Source organism: Nitrosopumilus sp. (assembly GCF_025698945.1).
In the GTDB taxonomy this organism is placed as follows: domain Archaea; phylum Thermoproteota; class Nitrososphaeria; order Nitrososphaerales; family Nitrosopumilaceae; genus Nitrosopumilus.
This window is the reverse complement of record NZ_JAILWM010000003.1, coordinates 164,689-179,971: the sequence shown is the minus strand read 5'-3', so window position 1 is coordinate 179,971 and position 15,283 is coordinate 164,689. Positions and strand designations below refer to the sequence as shown.

Annotated in this window: 21 protein-coding genes and 1 tRNA gene; 12 read left to right on the top strand and 10 right to left on the bottom strand. The window is 30.9% G+C overall.

All coding sequences use genetic code 11. The features are described from left to right. Nucleotides 1–19: 19 nt before the first annotated feature. From K5790_RS07875 to K5790_RS07855, 5 genes are read left to right on the top strand one after another with little or no spacing between them, the layout of a single operon-like run. Entirely contained in the window at nucleotides 20–769 is a 750-nt protein-coding gene (locus K5790_RS07875; protein ID WP_297593947.1) for an isopentenyl phosphate kinase, read from the top strand. Then, nucleotides 735–1,412, top strand: coding sequence for an isopentenyl-diphosphate Delta-isomerase (gene idi, locus K5790_RS07870; RefSeq protein WP_297593945.1), 678 nt, complete (start codon nucleotides 735–737; stop codon nucleotides 1,410–1,412). The genes K5790_RS07875 and idi overlap by 35 nt, the downstream gene beginning before the upstream one ends. Continuing rightward, nucleotides 1,399–2,379: a polyprenyl synthetase family protein gene (locus tag K5790_RS07865; protein WP_297593943.1), complete on the top strand. Its 981-nt coding sequence runs from the start codon at nucleotides 1,399–1,401 to the stop codon at nucleotides 2,377–2,379. The genes idi and K5790_RS07865 overlap by 14 nt, the downstream gene beginning before the upstream one ends. Before the next feature lie 19 nt (nucleotides 2,380–2,398). Then, complete coding sequence (gene gltX / locus K5790_RS07860) at nucleotides 2,399–4,108, top strand: glutamate--tRNA ligase (protein ID WP_297593941.1); 1,710 nt, start codon at nucleotides 2,399–2,401, stop codon at nucleotides 4,106–4,108. Between the two features lie 6 nt (nucleotides 4,109–4,114). Then, on the top strand, nucleotides 4,115–4,984 hold the full coding sequence (locus K5790_RS07855) for a fumarylacetoacetate hydrolase family protein (protein WP_297593939.1): 870 nt from the start codon (nucleotides 4,115–4,117) through the stop codon (nucleotides 4,982–4,984). On the opposite strand, the gene K5790_RS07850 is transcribed toward K5790_RS07855, so the two are convergent. Continuing rightward, on the bottom strand, nucleotides 4,981–5,766 hold the full coding sequence (locus K5790_RS07850) for a GNAT family N-acetyltransferase (protein ID WP_297593937.1): 786 nt from the start codon (nucleotides 5,764–5,766) through the stop codon (nucleotides 4,981–4,983). The two genes, K5790_RS07855 and K5790_RS07850, sit on opposite strands and share 4 nt — an antisense overlap. Before the next feature lie 39 nt (nucleotides 5,767–5,805). Between K5790_RS07850 and K5790_RS07845 the strand changes: the two genes are divergently transcribed. Genes K5790_RS07845 through K5790_RS07830 form a run of 4 tightly spaced genes read left to right on the top strand, consistent with a single transcriptional unit; the run spans nucleotide 5,806 to nucleotide 7,595 of the window. Then, a complete protein-coding gene (locus tag K5790_RS07845; RefSeq protein WP_297593935.1) occupies nucleotides 5,806–6,114 on the top strand; it encodes a non-heme iron oxygenase ferredoxin subunit in 309 nt (102 codons plus the stop codon). Between the two features lie 36 nt (nucleotides 6,115–6,150). Next, entirely contained in the window at nucleotides 6,151–6,420 is a 270-nt protein-coding gene (locus tag K5790_RS07840) for a UPF0147 family protein (RefSeq protein WP_297593933.1), read from the top strand. A 25-nt stretch (nucleotides 6,421–6,445) separates the two neighbouring features. Beyond that, a complete protein-coding gene (locus tag K5790_RS07835; RefSeq protein WP_297593931.1) occupies nucleotides 6,446–7,207 on the top strand; it encodes a class I SAM-dependent methyltransferase in 762 nt (253 codons plus the stop codon). A gap of 40 nt (nucleotides 7,208–7,247) precedes the next feature. Continuing rightward, nucleotides 7,248–7,595: a hypothetical protein gene (locus K5790_RS07830; protein ID WP_297593929.1), complete on the top strand. Its 348-nt coding sequence runs from the start codon at nucleotides 7,248–7,250 to the stop codon at nucleotides 7,593–7,595. A 16-nt stretch (nucleotides 7,596–7,611) separates the two neighbouring features. On the opposite strand, the gene K5790_RS07825 is transcribed toward K5790_RS07830, so the two are convergent. From K5790_RS07825 to K5790_RS07810, 4 genes are all read right to left on the bottom strand, one after another. Beyond that, a complete protein-coding gene (locus tag K5790_RS07825) occupies nucleotides 7,612–7,803 on the bottom strand; it encodes a hypothetical protein (protein ID WP_297593927.1) in 192 nt (63 codons plus the stop codon). After that, a complete protein-coding gene (locus K5790_RS07820) occupies nucleotides 7,800–8,162 on the bottom strand; it encodes a hypothetical protein (RefSeq protein WP_297593925.1) in 363 nt (120 codons plus the stop codon). The genes K5790_RS07825 and K5790_RS07820 overlap by 4 nt, the downstream gene beginning before the upstream one ends. A 171-nt stretch (nucleotides 8,163–8,333) precedes the next feature. Then, a complete protein-coding gene (locus tag K5790_RS07815) occupies nucleotides 8,334–8,579 on the bottom strand; it encodes a hypothetical protein (RefSeq protein WP_297593923.1) in 246 nt (81 codons plus the stop codon). A 175-nt stretch (nucleotides 8,580–8,754) separates the two neighbouring features. Further along, a complete protein-coding gene (locus tag K5790_RS07810; protein WP_297593921.1) occupies nucleotides 8,755–9,726 on the bottom strand; it encodes a nitroreductase family protein in 972 nt (323 codons plus the stop codon). Between the two features lie 91 nt (nucleotides 9,727–9,817). Between K5790_RS07810 and K5790_RS07805 the strand changes: the two genes are divergently transcribed. Further along, nucleotides 9,818–10,306 carry a universal stress protein gene (locus tag K5790_RS07805; protein WP_367182873.1) on the top strand — a complete coding sequence of 163 codons (489 nt, stop codon included), beginning with the start codon at nucleotides 9,818–9,820 and terminating at the stop codon, nucleotides 10,304–10,306. Continuing rightward, nucleotides 10,303–10,740 carry a universal stress protein gene (locus K5790_RS07800; RefSeq protein ID WP_297593919.1) on the top strand — a complete coding sequence of 146 codons (438 nt, stop codon included), beginning with the start codon at nucleotides 10,303–10,305 and terminating at the stop codon, nucleotides 10,738–10,740. The genes K5790_RS07805 and K5790_RS07800 overlap by 4 nt, the downstream gene beginning before the upstream one ends. Before the next feature lie 33 nt (nucleotides 10,741–10,773). On the opposite strand, the gene K5790_RS07795 is transcribed toward K5790_RS07800, so the two are convergent. The 3 genes from K5790_RS07795 to K5790_RS07785 form a co-directional block, all read right to left on the bottom strand. After that, nucleotides 10,774–11,154 (bottom strand): hypothetical protein, encoded by a 381-nt coding sequence (locus K5790_RS07795; RefSeq protein WP_297593917.1) that lies wholly within the window; start codon nucleotides 11,152–11,154, stop codon nucleotides 10,774–10,776. 42 nt (nucleotides 11,155–11,196) lie between these two features. Continuing rightward, nucleotides 11,197–11,343: a hypothetical protein gene (locus K5790_RS07790; RefSeq protein ID WP_297593915.1), complete on the bottom strand. Its 147-nt coding sequence runs from the start codon at nucleotides 11,341–11,343 to the stop codon at nucleotides 11,197–11,199. Nucleotides 11,344–11,449: 106 nt separating this feature from the next. Next, a complete protein-coding gene (locus tag K5790_RS07785; protein ID WP_297593913.1) occupies nucleotides 11,450–11,917 on the bottom strand; it encodes a pyridoxamine 5'-phosphate oxidase family protein in 468 nt (155 codons plus the stop codon). A 113-nt stretch (nucleotides 11,918–12,030) separates the two neighbouring features. Here K5790_RS07785 and K5790_RS07780 point away from each other — a divergent pair, with 113 nt between their 5' ends. Beyond that, nucleotides 12,031–12,687, top strand: coding sequence for a superoxide dismutase (locus K5790_RS07780; protein WP_297593911.1), 657 nt, complete (start codon nucleotides 12,031–12,033; stop codon nucleotides 12,685–12,687). 17 nt (nucleotides 12,688–12,704) lie between these two features. Here K5790_RS07780 and K5790_RS07775 read toward each other — a convergent pair whose 3' ends face one another. After that, nucleotides 12,705–14,870: a M20/M25/M40 family metallo-hydrolase gene (locus K5790_RS07775; RefSeq protein ID WP_297593909.1), complete on the bottom strand. Its 2,166-nt coding sequence runs from the start codon at nucleotides 14,868–14,870 to the stop codon at nucleotides 12,705–12,707. 79 nt (nucleotides 14,871–14,949) lie between these two features. Then, nucleotides 14,950–15,021 (bottom strand) — tRNA-His (locus K5790_RS07770). Nucleotides 15,022–15,283: the final 262 nt, after the last annotated feature.

Sequence of the window (15,283 nt, the reverse complement as noted above, 5' to 3'; positions counted from 1 at the left end):
CAAGATAATTTGGAACTACATGATTCTAATAAAATTAGGCGGATCAATTATTACAAATAAAGAAAAACCATTATCTCCAAGAAGAAAAACCATAGACAGCATTGCTAAGAGCTTAAAAAAGATCAAAGAACCAATAGTGATTGTTCATGGAGGAGGATCATATGGCCATTATTGGTCTGTAAAATATGATATGCATACGAAAGAAAGAAAATATGACATAAGAGGAGTTTCAATTGTAAAGAATTCAATGATAGATCTTAACAAGATAATTTTAGATTCATTATTAAAAAATAAACTAAATCCATATTGTTTACCTCCAACAGATTTTATGTCAGGAAACAGACCAATAGTTAAAAAAATTAAAGAGATTCAAGAAATAGCAAAATCCGGATTAATACCAGTCACATTTGGGGATGCATTATGGTATGGTCAGAAAAAAACTTACATTTTATCAGGAGATAAAATAATGACTCATCTTGCAAAAATTCTAAAACCAAAATTAACAATTTTTGCTCTAAATGAGAATGGGTTATACTCTGATTTTAAATCAAAAAAATTGATCTATGAGCTAAAGGATCAAAACCCGTTAATTTCTGAAAACAAGATGGATGTTACAGGTGGAATGTCAAGAAAGGTTGAAGAAGCTACAAAAATTGCTAAGATGGGAATGAATGTATTTTTTGTAAATGGAAATTATCCAGAAAGAATTGTACAAGCTATTAAAAATAGGAAATATGAAGGAACTATGTTTAGAGGAAAAAATGCCTGAAGAATTTGTAATTTTAGTTGATGAGAATGACAATCCTATTGGGACTGAAGAAAAAGTAAAGTGTCATTTACCAAATGGAAAATTACATAGAGCTTTTACAGCATTGTTGTTTGATAATGAAGGAAGACTAGTACTCACTAGAAGAGCAAAAGAGAAAATGTTATGGCCAAATGACTGGGATGGTACATTTGCTAGTCATCCAAGAGAATCTGAAACGTATGTTTCTTCAGGAGAGAGAAGAATGCCCGAAGAATTAGGTATTGAAGGAAAATTAGACTATTTACACAAATTTGAATATCATGTACCCTACAAAGACATAGGTTCAGAAAATGAGATTTGTGGTACTCTAATTGGAGTAATTGATAAATCAACAGAATTAAAAAAAATTCCTGGTGAGATTGATGAAATCAAATGGATATCAGCAAATGAGTTAATGTCCGAACTTGAAAAAAACCCCAAATTGTATTGTCCATGGATGCTCATAGCTTTAGAATTATTAGATAAATCAGATAAAAAAATGCTGGAAAAGCATGCAAATATCTTATCTACATGGATGAATAGTGAAATTCATGATAGGTTGGATAAGGCAATCAAAACGCATCTACCAATAGAAAAGTGGAGGTTAGTAAATGAAAAAAACTAGACCTATTGAAAATAATGCAAAAATTGTAAACAGACATCTAAAATCAAAACTTAAGGGAAATCCAAAAAAACTCTATGAAGCAGCTGGACATTTGATAATTAATGGAGGAAAGAGACTAAGACCATACATGGTTATCAAAAGCTGCCAAATTTTAGGTGGAAAAGTTTCCAATGCAATGCCTGCTGCAAGTGCAGTAGAAATGATACATAATTTTACTCTAGTTCATGACGACATTATGGATAATGATGAAATGCGACATGGAGTTCCAACAGTACATAAAAAATTTGGAATGCCAATAGCAATTCTTGCAGGGGATGTGTTATTTTCTAAAGCATATCAAGTGATAACGGAATCAAAATTATCTGCAAATGCAACTACACAGTTAATTTCAAGATTGGCTAAAGCTTGTGTTGATGTTTGTGAGGGGCAGTTATTAGATATCAAAATGGCAGAAGAAAAGAAAATTCCAAGTGAAGCAGAATATACCACAATGATTTGTAAAAAAACAGCAGCATTATTTGATGTATCATGTGCAATGGGTGCAATTTGTGCAACAAGTAAGGCACAAGATATTTCTAATCTTTCATCATTTGGAAGAAATCTAGGAATTGCATTTCAGATTACAGATGATCTAATTGGTGTAATGGGTGATTCAAAGATTACAAAAAAACCAGTTGGAAATGATCTTAGAGAAGGAAAAAAATCATTGCCAATATTGATGGCAATAAAATTGGCAAAAGGAGGAGATAAAAAAATAATTCTAAAGGCATTTGGTAATTCTAAAATCTCAAGAAATGATCTAAATAAAGCTGTAAATGTGATCCGATCTCTAGGAATTGAAGAAAATGTTAGAAAGCAGGCACTAAAATATGCTGAAAAAGCTGAAAAATCCCTATCAAAATATTCTGGTACTCAAAAAAAAGAATTAGTCACACTATTAGATTTTGTAGTTAAGAGAAGCGTATAAGTTCAAAGGAAGATTTTAGATGGATGAAGAATTAAAGAACGAGATAAAAAAAATGTCTCTTCAAAATGCATTTGAACATGATGGTCAAACTAATGCAAAAATAATTTTAGGAAAAATTCTTGGAGTAAAAGCAGAATTAAGAACTAAAGTAAAAGAAATATCTGGAGAGATTTCTGAAATAGTTTCATATGTAAATAGTTTAACTTTGGAAGAACAAAAAAAAGAGATTGAGGAAAATTTTCCAGAAATATTAATTCCTAAAGAAAAAATTGAGGAAAGAGAGGGACTTCCTGAATTAGATAATGCAGAACATGGGAAAGTCATTACAAGATTTCCTCCAGAACCAAATGGTTATCCACATATAGGTCATGCAAAAGCTGCAATAATTAATTCAGAATATGCAAGAATGTATGGTGGAAAATTTATTCTAAGAATGGATGATACTAATCCAGAAGCGGAAAGAATGGAATATCATGCAGCAATTAAAGTAGGGTTAGAGTGGTTGGGAATTAAATTCGATATTGTAAAAAACACATCAGATGATATGGAAATTTTTTATGAAAAAGGAATGGAGTTAATTAATTCTGGAAAAGCTTACATTTGTACTTGTAAACGAGATGAGATTAGCAAGAATAGAAGAGAAAGAAAAGCATGCAAATGTAGTATGGATGGTATCGATAAAAACAACAAAAATTGGGAAAAAATGAATACTAAATTCAAGCCAGGAGAGGCAATTGTGAGATTTCGGGGAGATATGAAAGCAGACAATGCCGTAATGCGAGACCCAGTATTGTTTAGGATTATAGAGGAAAAACACTACACGTTAGGAGAGAAATATAGAATCTGGCCAAGCTATGACATGGCTGTTGCAATAGAAGACAGCATTGATGGAGTTACTCATGCTTTTCGCTCTAAAGAATTTGAATTAAGAAAAGAATTGATTGATGCAATTTTAGATGCTCTAAAAATGAGAAAGCCCCAACAAGGATTTTTCTCAAGACTAGAATTCAAAGGAATGCCAATTTCAAAGCGAATTATAAAACCATTAATTGAAGAAGGAAAAGTTTCATGGTACGATGATCCTCGTCTTCCAACCCTTGAGGCACTTAGAAGAAGGGGAATTAAACCTGAAGCAATTAGAAAATTTATTATGTCATTAGGATTAACAAAAGCAAACACACTAGCACCATTTGATGCACTAGAATCATTTAACAGAAAATATGTTGATACATCAAGTATCAGATTATTTATGGTTAAAAATGCAAAAAAATTATTTGTAAAAAATTTAACTTTAACATTTGTTGAAATTCCAAATCATCCAATAAAGGATATGGGAAAAAGAAAAATAGATGTTGATGAAAATTTTTTAATTTCAGGAGATGATGCACAAACACTCAAGGAAGGAATGCAAGTTAGGCTTTTAGGATTAGGAAATGTTCTAATTAAAAAAATAGGTTCAGAATTAGAAGGAGAATTTGTATCGGATGGAGACATTACAAATATACCAAAGATTCAGTGGGTTCCGCAAAAAACAGCTCATGAAATTAAAATGATTATTCCAAAGGTATTATTCATTGGAGATGACTTTAATGAAGATAGTTTAGAGGAATTAGACGTTTATACAGAACCACATTATCTTCAATTAAAGGAAGGAGAAGAAATACAATTTGTTAGATATGGATATTGTAGAAAAGATTCCCAAAATCAAGCAATTTTTACTCACAAGTGATTTACAATGAAGATAGCACGGTTAGCAAATGGAAATAATGAAACCTATGGTTTTATCAAAGGAGATAGGGTTGCAACTAAAGATGAAATTACTTATCTTACAGGAGTTCCAATTCCTCAAAATCTAAAGGATTTTCTATTTGATGGCTGGTTTGATGAGATTAAAAATAAAATTATGGATTTACCGTATGAATCAAATTTGTCAGATTTTAAATTACTATCTCCTATTCCAAATCCAAATAAAATAATTTGTTTGGCATTTAATTACATAGACCACGCCGAAGAACAGGGATTAAAGGCACCTGAGGATCCTGCTCTAGTAATCAAACCAAGAACTGCATTAAACAGTACTGAATCAGAGATAATATGCCCAAATTTTGTCACTCAACTAGATTATGAAGTAGAACTTGCAATGATAATTGGTAAAAATTGTAAAAATATTAGCGAGAAAGAAGCAACAGATGCAATTTTTGGATATATGGTCTTCAATGATGTTTCAGCCAGAGATATTCAGATGAAAGACAAACAATTTACCAGAGGCAAGAGCTTTGATACATTTGCACCATGTGGACCTTGGATAACTACTGTAGATGAAATTAAGAATGCCCAGGATCTAAAGCTAACAACTAAAGTGAATGGAGTGTTACGACAGAATTCAACAACAAGAAATATGTTTATAAAAATTCCTGAAATCATTTCAAAAATTTCTAAAGTTATGACATTAGAAAAAGGAGACATAATATCTACAGGAACACCTGCGGGTGTCATGTTAAACAAACCAGATGCAGTCTTTTTAAAAGATGGAGACAAAATTGAAATGGAGATAGAAGGATTAGGGATTTTAAAAAATACAATCAAATTTGTAAATGTAGATTAAAGAAGAGTTTTCTTCATTAAATAAAATGAAATTTTCTTTTCTAATTTGTCAAAAACAGGTAAATCTTCTTTAGATAAAATTTGAATTCTTTGATAGTCATTCTCAATAGCATAATTTTGTAAAAATTTGAAAATTTCAATAGTAGATTTTTGAGAATTTGAAAACAAGGTGATAATCAATGTTTTAGTAAAATGTTCAGATTCAGATAAAATAGCAAAAGAAAAATTTTCAGGCTCATCAGATTTGATAATTTTATTTTGTTTTAGAAAAGAATGCAATAATGAATCATTCATTGGAAACCATCTCCATGATTTTACATAATGTGAAAAATTCAATGAGAGGTTTTTTGCAAATTGAATTTTATCAGACATATTTTTTTTAGGCATCAAAGTGTAAAAATTCCAGCATTCAAAAATTTTGTAACTCAATGATTTTGCCATAAGCAAGGAGGGGTTATTTTTAGTTTCAATTAACATGTATGAGAATAAAATATTTTTTTGTTTTCCAATACGTTCTACATGCTGAACTAATTGTGATGCAATTTTTTGTCTACGAGAATTAGGTTCTACTCTAATGCCCTCAATCCAAACTTGAGTATCTGAATAAAATGCATGACAAATGCCAGATATACTCTTTTTCTCAAATATGAACAGATTACCTTCTTTTAACCAATAATTCCAGACTTGATCTATATAGTCACCCCATGAAAAAGTGTTTTTACAAAACTCCAAAACAGAATTTTTATCTGAAATAGTTCCTTTACGAATTATTTTTTCAGACATATCCGAAAAAATATTAAGTCTGGTCAGATAAAAACTGCAATGGGAAAAATTATCGCTGGAAAAACATCTGACATTCTACCAGGAAGTATGATCAAAGTGTCAATTGATGGAAGAGATATCCTTGTAGCTAACATTGATGGTGAATATTATGCAACTGATGATACTTGTACTCATGCAGGTGCTAGTTTATCTGAAGGAAAATTAGAAGGAAATACGGTTACGTGTGGTTGGCATGGAGCTCAATTTGATTGTAAGAAAGGTAATTTAGTAAAATTTCCAGCAAAAATTAGAGATTTAACGTCATACAACGTAACAATTGAATCAGATAGTGTTTTTGTAGAGGTGTAACTATATACCTCTAATTTTTAATAATAGGTGTAGAATATGGCAGACAAAAATCAAAATAAAGAATCAATGAAGGAAGCAATAGAGACATTAAATCAAATTGTATCTAGTAATTCTACCCCAAAAACAATAAAAAAATCAATTACAGATTTAATTGCAGATTTGAACAATGAAGAGTATTCTTTATCAGTCAGAGCAGCAAACACAATTAGCCTATTAGATGATGTTACACAAGACCCAAACATGCCATCATATGTTAGAACACAACTATGGCAAGCAGTTTCAAAACTAGAAAGCATAAGAGAATAAATTCTCCGACACCTAACAATCATTATTGAAAATTGAAGAATATTTAGAAACACTTCCTGAAAATTTATTGAGTGGTGAAGACGTACAGCTTCCAGAAAAAGCATTTAGAGAGATTTTCAAATTTGTAGAATTAGGAAAAAATGATGTTTTTTATCATCTAGGATGTGGAGATGGTAAAGGAATAGAAATTGCAATAAATGAATTTAATGTAAAAAAAGCAGTTGGAATTGACAATAATCTTGAAAAAATAAAACAGGCAAATGAAATTTTGATGCAAAAAAACTCAAAAGGTCAGCTGGAATGCAAAAATATCGAAGATTGTAAATTTTCAGATGCAACAGTAATTTTGTTTTGGTTTACAGATGAAAATATCATCAATCAAATGATGAAGAAATTTGAAAAATTAAAACCAGGGACTAAAATTATTACTATTTGGGGACCATTACCAGGTTGTCTTCCAGAAAAAGTAAATTTTCCTTACATTATTAATAAAATACCATTAAAAAAAGCTCAAAGTATGCAAGAACAATTACTTGCAGTATTTGGTGTCAAATGTGTAGATTTTGTTACAGCATGGGAATTTGCGGAAAGATATACAAAATCAATTGGTTCCTCAGAAATCAAAAATGATCGATTTTTGACAATAATTCAAACACTAATTATTTGGATTAATGCAAAAAAATTAGGAGTATCATGTACTGATGAAATTCCTGAATCCATTCAAACTTATATCAACATAATGAAAATGCATTTTGATATTGATTTTGAATATTTGCTTAAGGAGTAATTTCTGTAATCCTTTTATTTTGTAATTGCACAATCAGAACATGGACGGACGAATAAACATCAATGTATCAGCAGTTGATTATGATAAAACCAGTAAAGCATTAACACATCAACTCACTCTTTTAGAAGAAATGGTTCATGGTCAGGAGGATTTTGTGATGACAGATTCTGAATTTGCCTTTGGATGGCATTTTTTTGTTGTAAGCGTTAACAAAGATCTTGTTCAGAAATTGGTAGATTTGATGGGCAATGATTTTGAGAAATTAAAAGGAAAAGGAATTGAGAAAAAATTTCTCTCATGGCTTACAAAAAATATCGAGGGAAAGTCTCCTAGATTCAAACTTGCAATAAAAGAAGAAATGGAATCTAGCAAATATGGTATTTTTTAAAATTTTTAAATTAGTTTTATGCAAGAATTGATTTTTTTATAGAATTATTCTGGAAATGACTCATAGTATAGATTATTTTGTCACCTTCAGGTAATGGATTTGCACATTTACCACAAAGTGGCCTAATAACCTCAGCATCATAATCTATTTCCTCAATTGAAATATTACATCTTGAGCAAAGTATAGATTTTGTATCATAGATATTCATTTTTTCACCATTCCATTTGTCATTAATATTGAAATACTGTTAGAATTTTTTGCCTCAATATTTGTTTCATAGTTCTTACAAGTGTTTGCTAAATGCACTTTTTGATACGTTACAAATTTTGAATCAGTATCAGAATTAATAGAAAATGAGGGATTATTTACAGAATTATTTCCAAGACATGTTTTAAATTGAATATAATAAGAATTGGCAGATATTTTTGCCAAATATTGTATTTTGATTAAATTAACATTTGATTTCTTTTTTTCCTCTGCAAAAGCAACACCGGAAAATAATGATACACTCAAAAGTACAATTAGCGATAGTGCAGTTGTTTTGTTTGTAAATTTAGTTTCAATCATTTTTTCACATCAGGATAGAACGTATTTGAGACTACTATCAGGATTCGAAGGCATCCAACAGATATGTTGTGTCTCAGATACGTTTTCCTCAATAAGGTAAAGTTCAAAATGTATTTGTGGATAATGAACTGGTTGTGGTATGCTAAATTAGAATAAAGAAAATTTTTAGATTCATATAGATTCTAATCTAATTCTAATGTGAATTCCTTTACCATGAGCACGAATGTTTTTATCAATATCTAGAATTCTCCATTTCTTAGCACGTATAGTAAAAATTGGCGATTTTTCATCTAATTTATGCATAAGATATTTTGGCAAATCATCAAAACTGTCAAATTTTAATAAAATTTTTTCGATATTATTTTCCCAATAGGTAAACTCAATCAGGGTTGCTTCAAAAAAATCTTCGTGAGGCATATACCACTAACTATTGACAGTATCTAAAAGATTTATTTTGTAAACTACAAATTATACTAAAACTCTGGCTTGAAGTTGATTTAATGACCATTCAGTTTGCATATATTGCAACCAATTTCTAGTCCAGAGAAATTTGATAGATTCTAGATAACATCAAATCTCTTTTTATAAAAAATCAATCCTCAAGCACATGAATAAGATCTTTTAACTTACGCCTAGACTTTGGTGGCTTTCGCATATCTGGATATCCAATACAGAGAATCGAAGATGGTCTTAATTCAGTTCCAAGAATTGCTTGAACTTTTTTCTCATCAATCATTCCAATCCAAATTGAGCTTAACTCTAAAGCATGAGCTGCCAATTGAGAATAAGTTGCCGCTACTGTAGCATCCTGTAACGAAAATTTTGCTAGCATTTCAGATGGAAAATTCATTTTTACTCTACTTGGATTCATACAAAACACAAGTACTAGAGGAGCATTAACAAATGGTTGTCTATTTGCAGCTTCAACTAGCGCTTCTTTGGCTTTTTTGCTTTTAACATAAAACACTTCCAATCCCTGAAAATTTCCTGCAGTAGGAGCAGTGTCTGCTGCTGCTAGGATCTTTTCAATCTTCCAATCTTCAACTTTAGTTTTAGCAAATTTTCTTGTTGAACGTCTTGTTGCAAAAATTCGAAATAAATCAGAAGGTGAAATTTCATGATCAATTTTTTTTGGATTTCCTGAAAGAATAGCTTGTAAAAGACTCATCTTGGGTTTATTTGATTTTTCTGGAGATTTACTAGTTTGATCGGTTGACCATCCCGATGCATAGAATTCTTTTGAGGAAGTTTGAACCGATAATGTATCATGAGGAATTTTTGCATACTCTAAAACCTTATCTCTAAAATCATTAGATGGTGCTTCAAGTTGATCTCTGTCTTTTAATCTAAACTGCACAACATCTGAATTTATCAATATTTCACTAACATTATCTTCAAGCTCCACATTTCCAACATGATTATTTTTTAGGATCTCTACTAATCGTTCTAACTCTTCTTTGTTTAAGATAACCGTATCTGTATCATCTTCATCAATACCTATCCAGACCAGCCTACAGCCATCTTTTGAAAAATATGATGGCTCTATCTTTGAAAATTTATTCATATTTTTGGATAAATTTCATGATTATTAAAAATGATTTGAAGATATATTGCTCAAAATGCAAGTGAGAAACAATGGATGATTTAATTATGTAATGATCATTCAAGAAATTATGTATAATAATATTTTAGTACCTCATGCAGGAACACCTGCTGGAGATCAAGCGTTAAAACATGCAGTTCATGCAGCAAAAGGCACCAAAGCCAAAATCATTTTACTTCATGTAGTAGAAGAAATGCAGCATCCACCAACTTTCGCATTATCATCATCTGAACGTGAAAAACTATTGAAAAACATCAAAGATGCAAATGAAGATATTAGAAAAGGAATGATTCCTGAATTTGAAAAAAGAGAGAAGATATGTCAAAAAAATAATATCGAGTCAGTCTCTCATGTAGTAACTGGATCTGCTTATGACGAAATTCTCAAAGCGATAAAAAAGTACAAGGTAGATTTAGTAGTAATGGCAAAACGTAGAAAACTCAAAGGAATCAAAGGTCTGCTTAGTCTTGGTAGTGTATCAAGAAAAGTCGTGGAGAATACAACATGTCCAATTTTAATGATTGATATTGAAAAGAAATGAGTAAAAATTTTGAGGAAATTTTGGTTCCATTTAATGGAACTGATGGTAGTCAAAAGGCATTCAAGAAAGCAGTTGCAATAGCTGGATTAGAAAAATCTAAGATCACAATTTTAACATGTATTGAAGAAAGAGCAACATTTGGGTTATTCAAAACTAAAACCAACAAACAAGAGTTTGAAAAAGAAAAAAGTCAAATAAAATCAGAACACGATAAATTACAAGAGTATGCAAAGAAATCAGATGTATCAGTAAATTCTGAAATTATAATTAGTGACAGACCAGCATTAACAATTCTTGAATATGCAGACAAACATAATGTTGATATTATCATTTTAGGGAAAAGAAAGCTTACTAAATTTGAAAAAATTCATTTTCCTAGTACGATCGAAGATATTGTTAAAAATTTCCACGGTGCAGTTTTAATTTTGAATTAAATTTTTCAATAAAAAGAAATAATGAATGTATTCCTAATGTAAATGTATAATATCAAATTTCTTTTTCCGTGATGTGAGAGATTTTGTAACAGGTATCATTTTATTAGCTAATCTAGTTATTTCACGCTCAGTTTTTTTCGGATATTTGATGTGTAAACATTCATGGTAAATAGTATTTACAGTCTCAACTTTTGGTTCTGATGACAAATGTGGATTTAACCATATAGTACCACATTCCTTAATGCATTCTGCCCAAACTTCACCAGGTTTAACATTATTTTTGTAGACATAATTTGAAAAATGTTTACGATCATAAACTAATACAGGCTTGATTTTCATTTTTAAAATATTTTCAAATGCATTAAGCAAGGTTTGGTGCCATTCCTTATCACTAGCAGAAAATTGAAAAGTCATATTCCAAACAAAATATTATTTTATTAAAATAGACACATCTAATCAGATCATTAATTCTTCATCCAAATCTATTGTATCAAAGTTTATACCATCACAATTAGGGCAGCTAGTAATTATTGTGACACCAGCTCTTTTCGTAAAAACATTTCCGCATGATTTACAAGCACGTAATTCACTTAATGTAGTCATAAACAAATTAATAATTTGTTTTAAATAAAGTGAGTGGTTAATTTTACATTCTGAATCTGTTGGAATAATATTTTCTGAGTAGATTTTAACTGAAAATTTAGAGTTATCAATTTTTAAACAGATATTTAGCATCAATGTCTGAGCCAATAGACATATCAGAATATTTTTCGGGATTTAAAGAATAACATACTTTGGGCTCAAATTGCACTAATTGATATTCTTTTTCAGATAGAGATTTTACTTTAGGAGACGAATTTTTTGCCAATATTTCTTTTAAGATAGACTCTTTAATTTCAGATTTTGTAGGCTCATCAGTAATATAACTTACAACTCCTCTAAACTGATATCCCTCTAAATTATCCTTATTAAAAACTGAAACTGTAATCCAAGGATTTACCTGAATATTCTTGTAGGATTTATGCTTGAAAAAATCAATCCAATAAATTGCATCCTCATCAACTCTGAAGAATATCCTAGGTGAGACATTTGGAAATTTGGTCCCACCAACTGTCCCTACAACAAAAATTCCTTGTTCATCAATAAATTTTTTAATGCTATCTGGAATTTTTACCATACCTCTGAATTGAGATAATTTCTATTAAAGAGATAATTTGAATTTCAAAAATGATATTTAGATTTTTGAATACTAGAATAATTGTTTAATAGTATAGAATCCTAATTAGTAGCATGTCAGAATTTCAATTACCCGAATTATCTTATGAATATGATGCATTAGAACCACATATTGATGCACAGACAATGGAGATTCATCATTCAAAACATCACCAAGCTTATACAAATGGGTTAAATGATGTATGGGATGAAATGTCAGAAGATAATCAAAATAAAGGATTGCTAATTTTATTATCAGATCTTGATCAAATAAAACCTGAAATCAGAGATCGTTTTAATTTTCATGGAGGAGGTTATAACAATCATGAATTATTTTGGTCAAGTATGAAACCAAATGGGGGTGGAGAACCAGTGGGGGTCCTAAAAGATGAGATTAACAAAGTTTTTGGGAGTTTTGATGATTTCAAGAAAAAGTTCTCAGCAGATACTGCAGTAATTCAAGGAAGTGGTTGGGGATGGCTTGTCTACGAACCAAAATCTAAAAAAATTCAATTCAGGACAACTGCAAATCAAGATAGTCCAATTGTGGACGGTGTAGTACCACTGTTAGGATTAGATGTATGGGAGCATGCATACTATCTAAAATATGAAAATAAAAGACCAGATTACATTTCTGCGTGGTGGAATGTAGTAAATTGGGAAGAGGTTGAAAATAGATTTTCCAGAGCAGCAACTACTGCTAAAGCATTATTTTCTAGACATTTTGAATAAGAATTAGAGAACAGAAATTATTTTTCAGCACATTTGTAAATTACAGAGGCTAGTAATGCTGATCTTTCTACCACACTATCATGAACAATGTATTCTTTAGGGGAACGATATTTGTGGCCAATTGGTCCAAACCCATCAAGAGCTGGAAGTTTCGATGGAACATTACTGATATCAGATGATATTATTTGAGAGTGTTTTTTGATTTTTATTTCATGTTTTTTAGCAAGATCCTCAACTAATTCATAGAATTTCGTATCAGATTCTTCTTCTATTACTGGGGGTCTTGTTTGTATCTTATTGATTGATACGTCTAGTTTGATACCAGTTTCTTTTTTTTTCATAATAGTGTTAATTTTAGTATCAAGTAATGTACCCAATTTTTCAGTTTTGTAACTACAAGTTAATGATAGTGATGCATAGTTGGGTGTTTGACCATGAGATCCTTGAGCAACAACAGAGGTAGTTCTTAATCGATAATCTTTTTCATCCTTAGAAAGTTTTTCAATTACAGATAATTTTTTTGCTAGAACTGGTATAATTCCATGAATATCTGAAGTTAATTGTTCAGAAGCTGTGGTGAATCTAATGTTGTAATCACTTCTACCATAACAAGTTGTAATTATTCCACCATCAATACTAGCAGATTTTAATCCTACTATGTAATGTGATTTTTTAGAGTATTCTTTAACAAATCTCTTACTGTATCTTCCCCCTAAACTATCATCAGTGGTAAGCAATATTGCACATCTGACTTTTTTGAGTTTTTTTGCATAGCGTAAGGCGTGAAGTGCACCCAACATTACAGCAAGTCCACCTTTACTTTCAGCTATACCTGAACCAACAATTCTATCATCATCTTCATAATAACTGACTAAATCATCGGGACCATAATGTGTATCAAGATGAGAGACAATCAAAATGTCATTTTCTGATTCTGGATGATTTTTAAAATAATGGAAATTTCCTACATCTGGCTGTCGATGAATATGCTCAGTGAATCCAAGATGTTTTAATCTCTTAGAAATAATTGCTCCTAATTGATTTACATTTTCTAAATTGTATACATGTGTGTTGAGATTTACAAAATCTCTTAATGTTTCTTTTAGAGTATGTAGATGTCCACGCAGATATGTTCTAGCTACTACGCGTAATGGTTGGGTGAGATCAACTTCATTTTCATGATGATGAATAGAAGTTCCAAAGTATCTAATCACTGCAATGTCTAATATTTTATTGATAAGTGATTCATAGGTATAACCAGCAGTTTTAGCAGCATAAAATAATGAACCGCCTTTACCTAAACTTGCCATAGAGTTCAATTCAAGAATGTAGAGATTTTCATCTTTATCCATTCTAAAATCCACTCTACTGTAATCATTTAGCCCCAAAGACGCAAATGCCTTTATACACATTTGTCTCATCTCCTCAGTTTTTTCTTTAGATAATTTAGCAGGACATGTTTTGTCAACACCGCCCGCTTTCTTTTTATCCGAAATCGTTTGAATTTGATCTGGAGTATCAAGATTAATTTCAACAATTGGAAGAATGTCTATGTTAGGATTATTACCTAATACTCCTACTGCAAATTCCCTTCCTGAAATGAACTGTTCTACAAGTATATCTTGTTGGAATTTTTCAATCTGGACTTTAACTGCTTTCCTAAGATCATCCCAATTATCTACAACTTCCATCCCCATAGAAGTAGATTCCAGTTTTGGTTTTACAATCACAGGAAAAACTAAATCATCATGAATGTCTTCAGGTGTTCGAAATACCCAAAAGCCAGGAGTTGGAATATTATTTTTCTGTAAAATTATTTTTGTCATTACTTTATCTTGAACAATTGCGTGACCAGCTGGTCCAGAACCTATGTATGGAATTCCAAGCATCTCCATCATTGCAGGTACATGTGTGTACCTATTTTGTCCCTGAATACCATACGCCATATTGAAAACCATTCCAGGTGTTTCACCTGCAACTACTTTTGGCATGAATTCTTTTAATTCATCAGCAAGATGGATGTCTCCTTCAATAACTTTTACAGTGTGACCTCCTTTTTCTAAAGCTCTTGCAACTCTTTCAACTGCTTTTGAGCTATAATGTTCTTTGGTAGTCATTCCAAAGACATTGATTACATCATTTGGATCAATTTGTGTTTCATTGTAGATTAGAGCTACTTTCAAATAAGAAACCTAAAGTAACTTTGTTTCTAGACTATTAAAGATCCTGCTTTAATTAATGTAAAGAGTTTAAATGAAAGAGGGCCCCTGAGGGGAATCGAACTCCTGTCCGAGGATCCACAATCCTCTATACTAACCACTATACTACAAGGGCCACGAGAAAGATAACTAATTAATCCTGTAATAATCTTTGAGTTCTGCTGAGAATTATACTGTAGATTTATTATTGACTAGTTGGAAATAATATTATGCGATTATGGTGGGTTGCCATGGCAATAGCAATTGGACTCACATGGGTTGGTATGAATTATTTACTTCCTTGGCATTAGCCTCAAGATATTTCATATTTTAGATTAAATGTAAATATAATTTCAATTCAAAAATTATCGATCGCTTTAAATTTGTTAAATTAGGGT

Coding starts and splice junctions, on each gene's coding strand:
- K5790_RS07810 (WP_297593921.1), bottom strand. CDS start 9,726: ATGAATAAATTTTCAAAGATAGAGCCATCATATTTTTCAAAAGATGGC.
- K5790_RS07785 (WP_297593913.1), bottom strand. CDS start 11,917: ATGGTAAAAATTCCAGATAGCATTAAAAAATTTATTGATGAACAAGGA.
- K5790_RS07795 (WP_297593917.1), bottom strand. CDS start 11,154: ATGACTTTTCAATTTTCTGCTAGTGATAAGGAATGGCACCAAACCTTG.
- K5790_RS07845 (WP_297593935.1), top strand. CDS start 5,806: ATGGGAAAAATTATCGCTGGAAAAACATCTGACATTCTACCAGGAAGT.
- K5790_RS07840 (WP_297593933.1), top strand. CDS start 6,151: ATGGCAGACAAAAATCAAAATAAAGAATCAATGAAGGAAGCAATAGAG.
- K5790_RS07805 (WP_367182873.1), top strand. CDS start 9,818: ATGATCATTCAAGAAATTATGTATAATAATATTTTAGTACCTCATGCA.
- K5790_RS07790 (WP_297593915.1), bottom strand. CDS start 11,343: ATGACTACATTAAGTGAATTACGTGCTTGTAAATCATGCGGAAATGTT.
- K5790_RS07780 (WP_297593911.1), top strand. CDS start 12,031: ATGTCAGAATTTCAATTACCCGAATTATCTTATGAATATGATGCATTA.
- K5790_RS07830 (WP_297593929.1), top strand. CDS start 7,248: ATGGACGGACGAATAAACATCAATGTATCAGCAGTTGATTATGATAAA.
- K5790_RS07850 (WP_297593937.1), bottom strand. CDS start 5,766: ATGTCTGAAAAAATAATTCGTAAAGGAACTATTTCAGATAAAAATTCT.
- K5790_RS07815 (WP_297593923.1), bottom strand. CDS start 8,579: ATGCCTCACGAAGATTTTTTTGAAGCAACCCTGATTGAGTTTACCTAT.
- gltX (WP_297593941.1), top strand. CDS start 2,399: ATGGATGAAGAATTAAAGAACGAGATAAAAAAAATGTCTCTTCAAAAT.
- K5790_RS07825 (WP_297593927.1), bottom strand. CDS start 7,803: ATGAATATCTATGATACAAAATCTATACTTTGCTCAAGATGTAATATT.
- K5790_RS07800 (WP_297593919.1), top strand. CDS start 10,303: ATGAGTAAAAATTTTGAGGAAATTTTGGTTCCATTTAATGGAACTGAT.
- K5790_RS07875 (WP_297593947.1), top strand. CDS start 20: ATGATTCTAATAAAATTAGGCGGATCAATTATTACAAATAAAGAAAAA.
- K5790_RS07865 (WP_297593943.1), top strand. CDS start 1,399: ATGAAAAAAACTAGACCTATTGAAAATAATGCAAAAATTGTAAACAGA.
- idi (WP_297593945.1), top strand. CDS start 735: ATGAAGGAACTATGTTTAGAGGAAAAAATGCCTGAAGAATTTGTAATT.
- K5790_RS07820 (WP_297593925.1), bottom strand. CDS start 8,162: ATGATTGAAACTAAATTTACAAACAAAACAACTGCACTATCGCTAATT.
- K5790_RS07855 (WP_297593939.1), top strand. CDS start 4,115: ATGAAGATAGCACGGTTAGCAAATGGAAATAATGAAACCTATGGTTTT.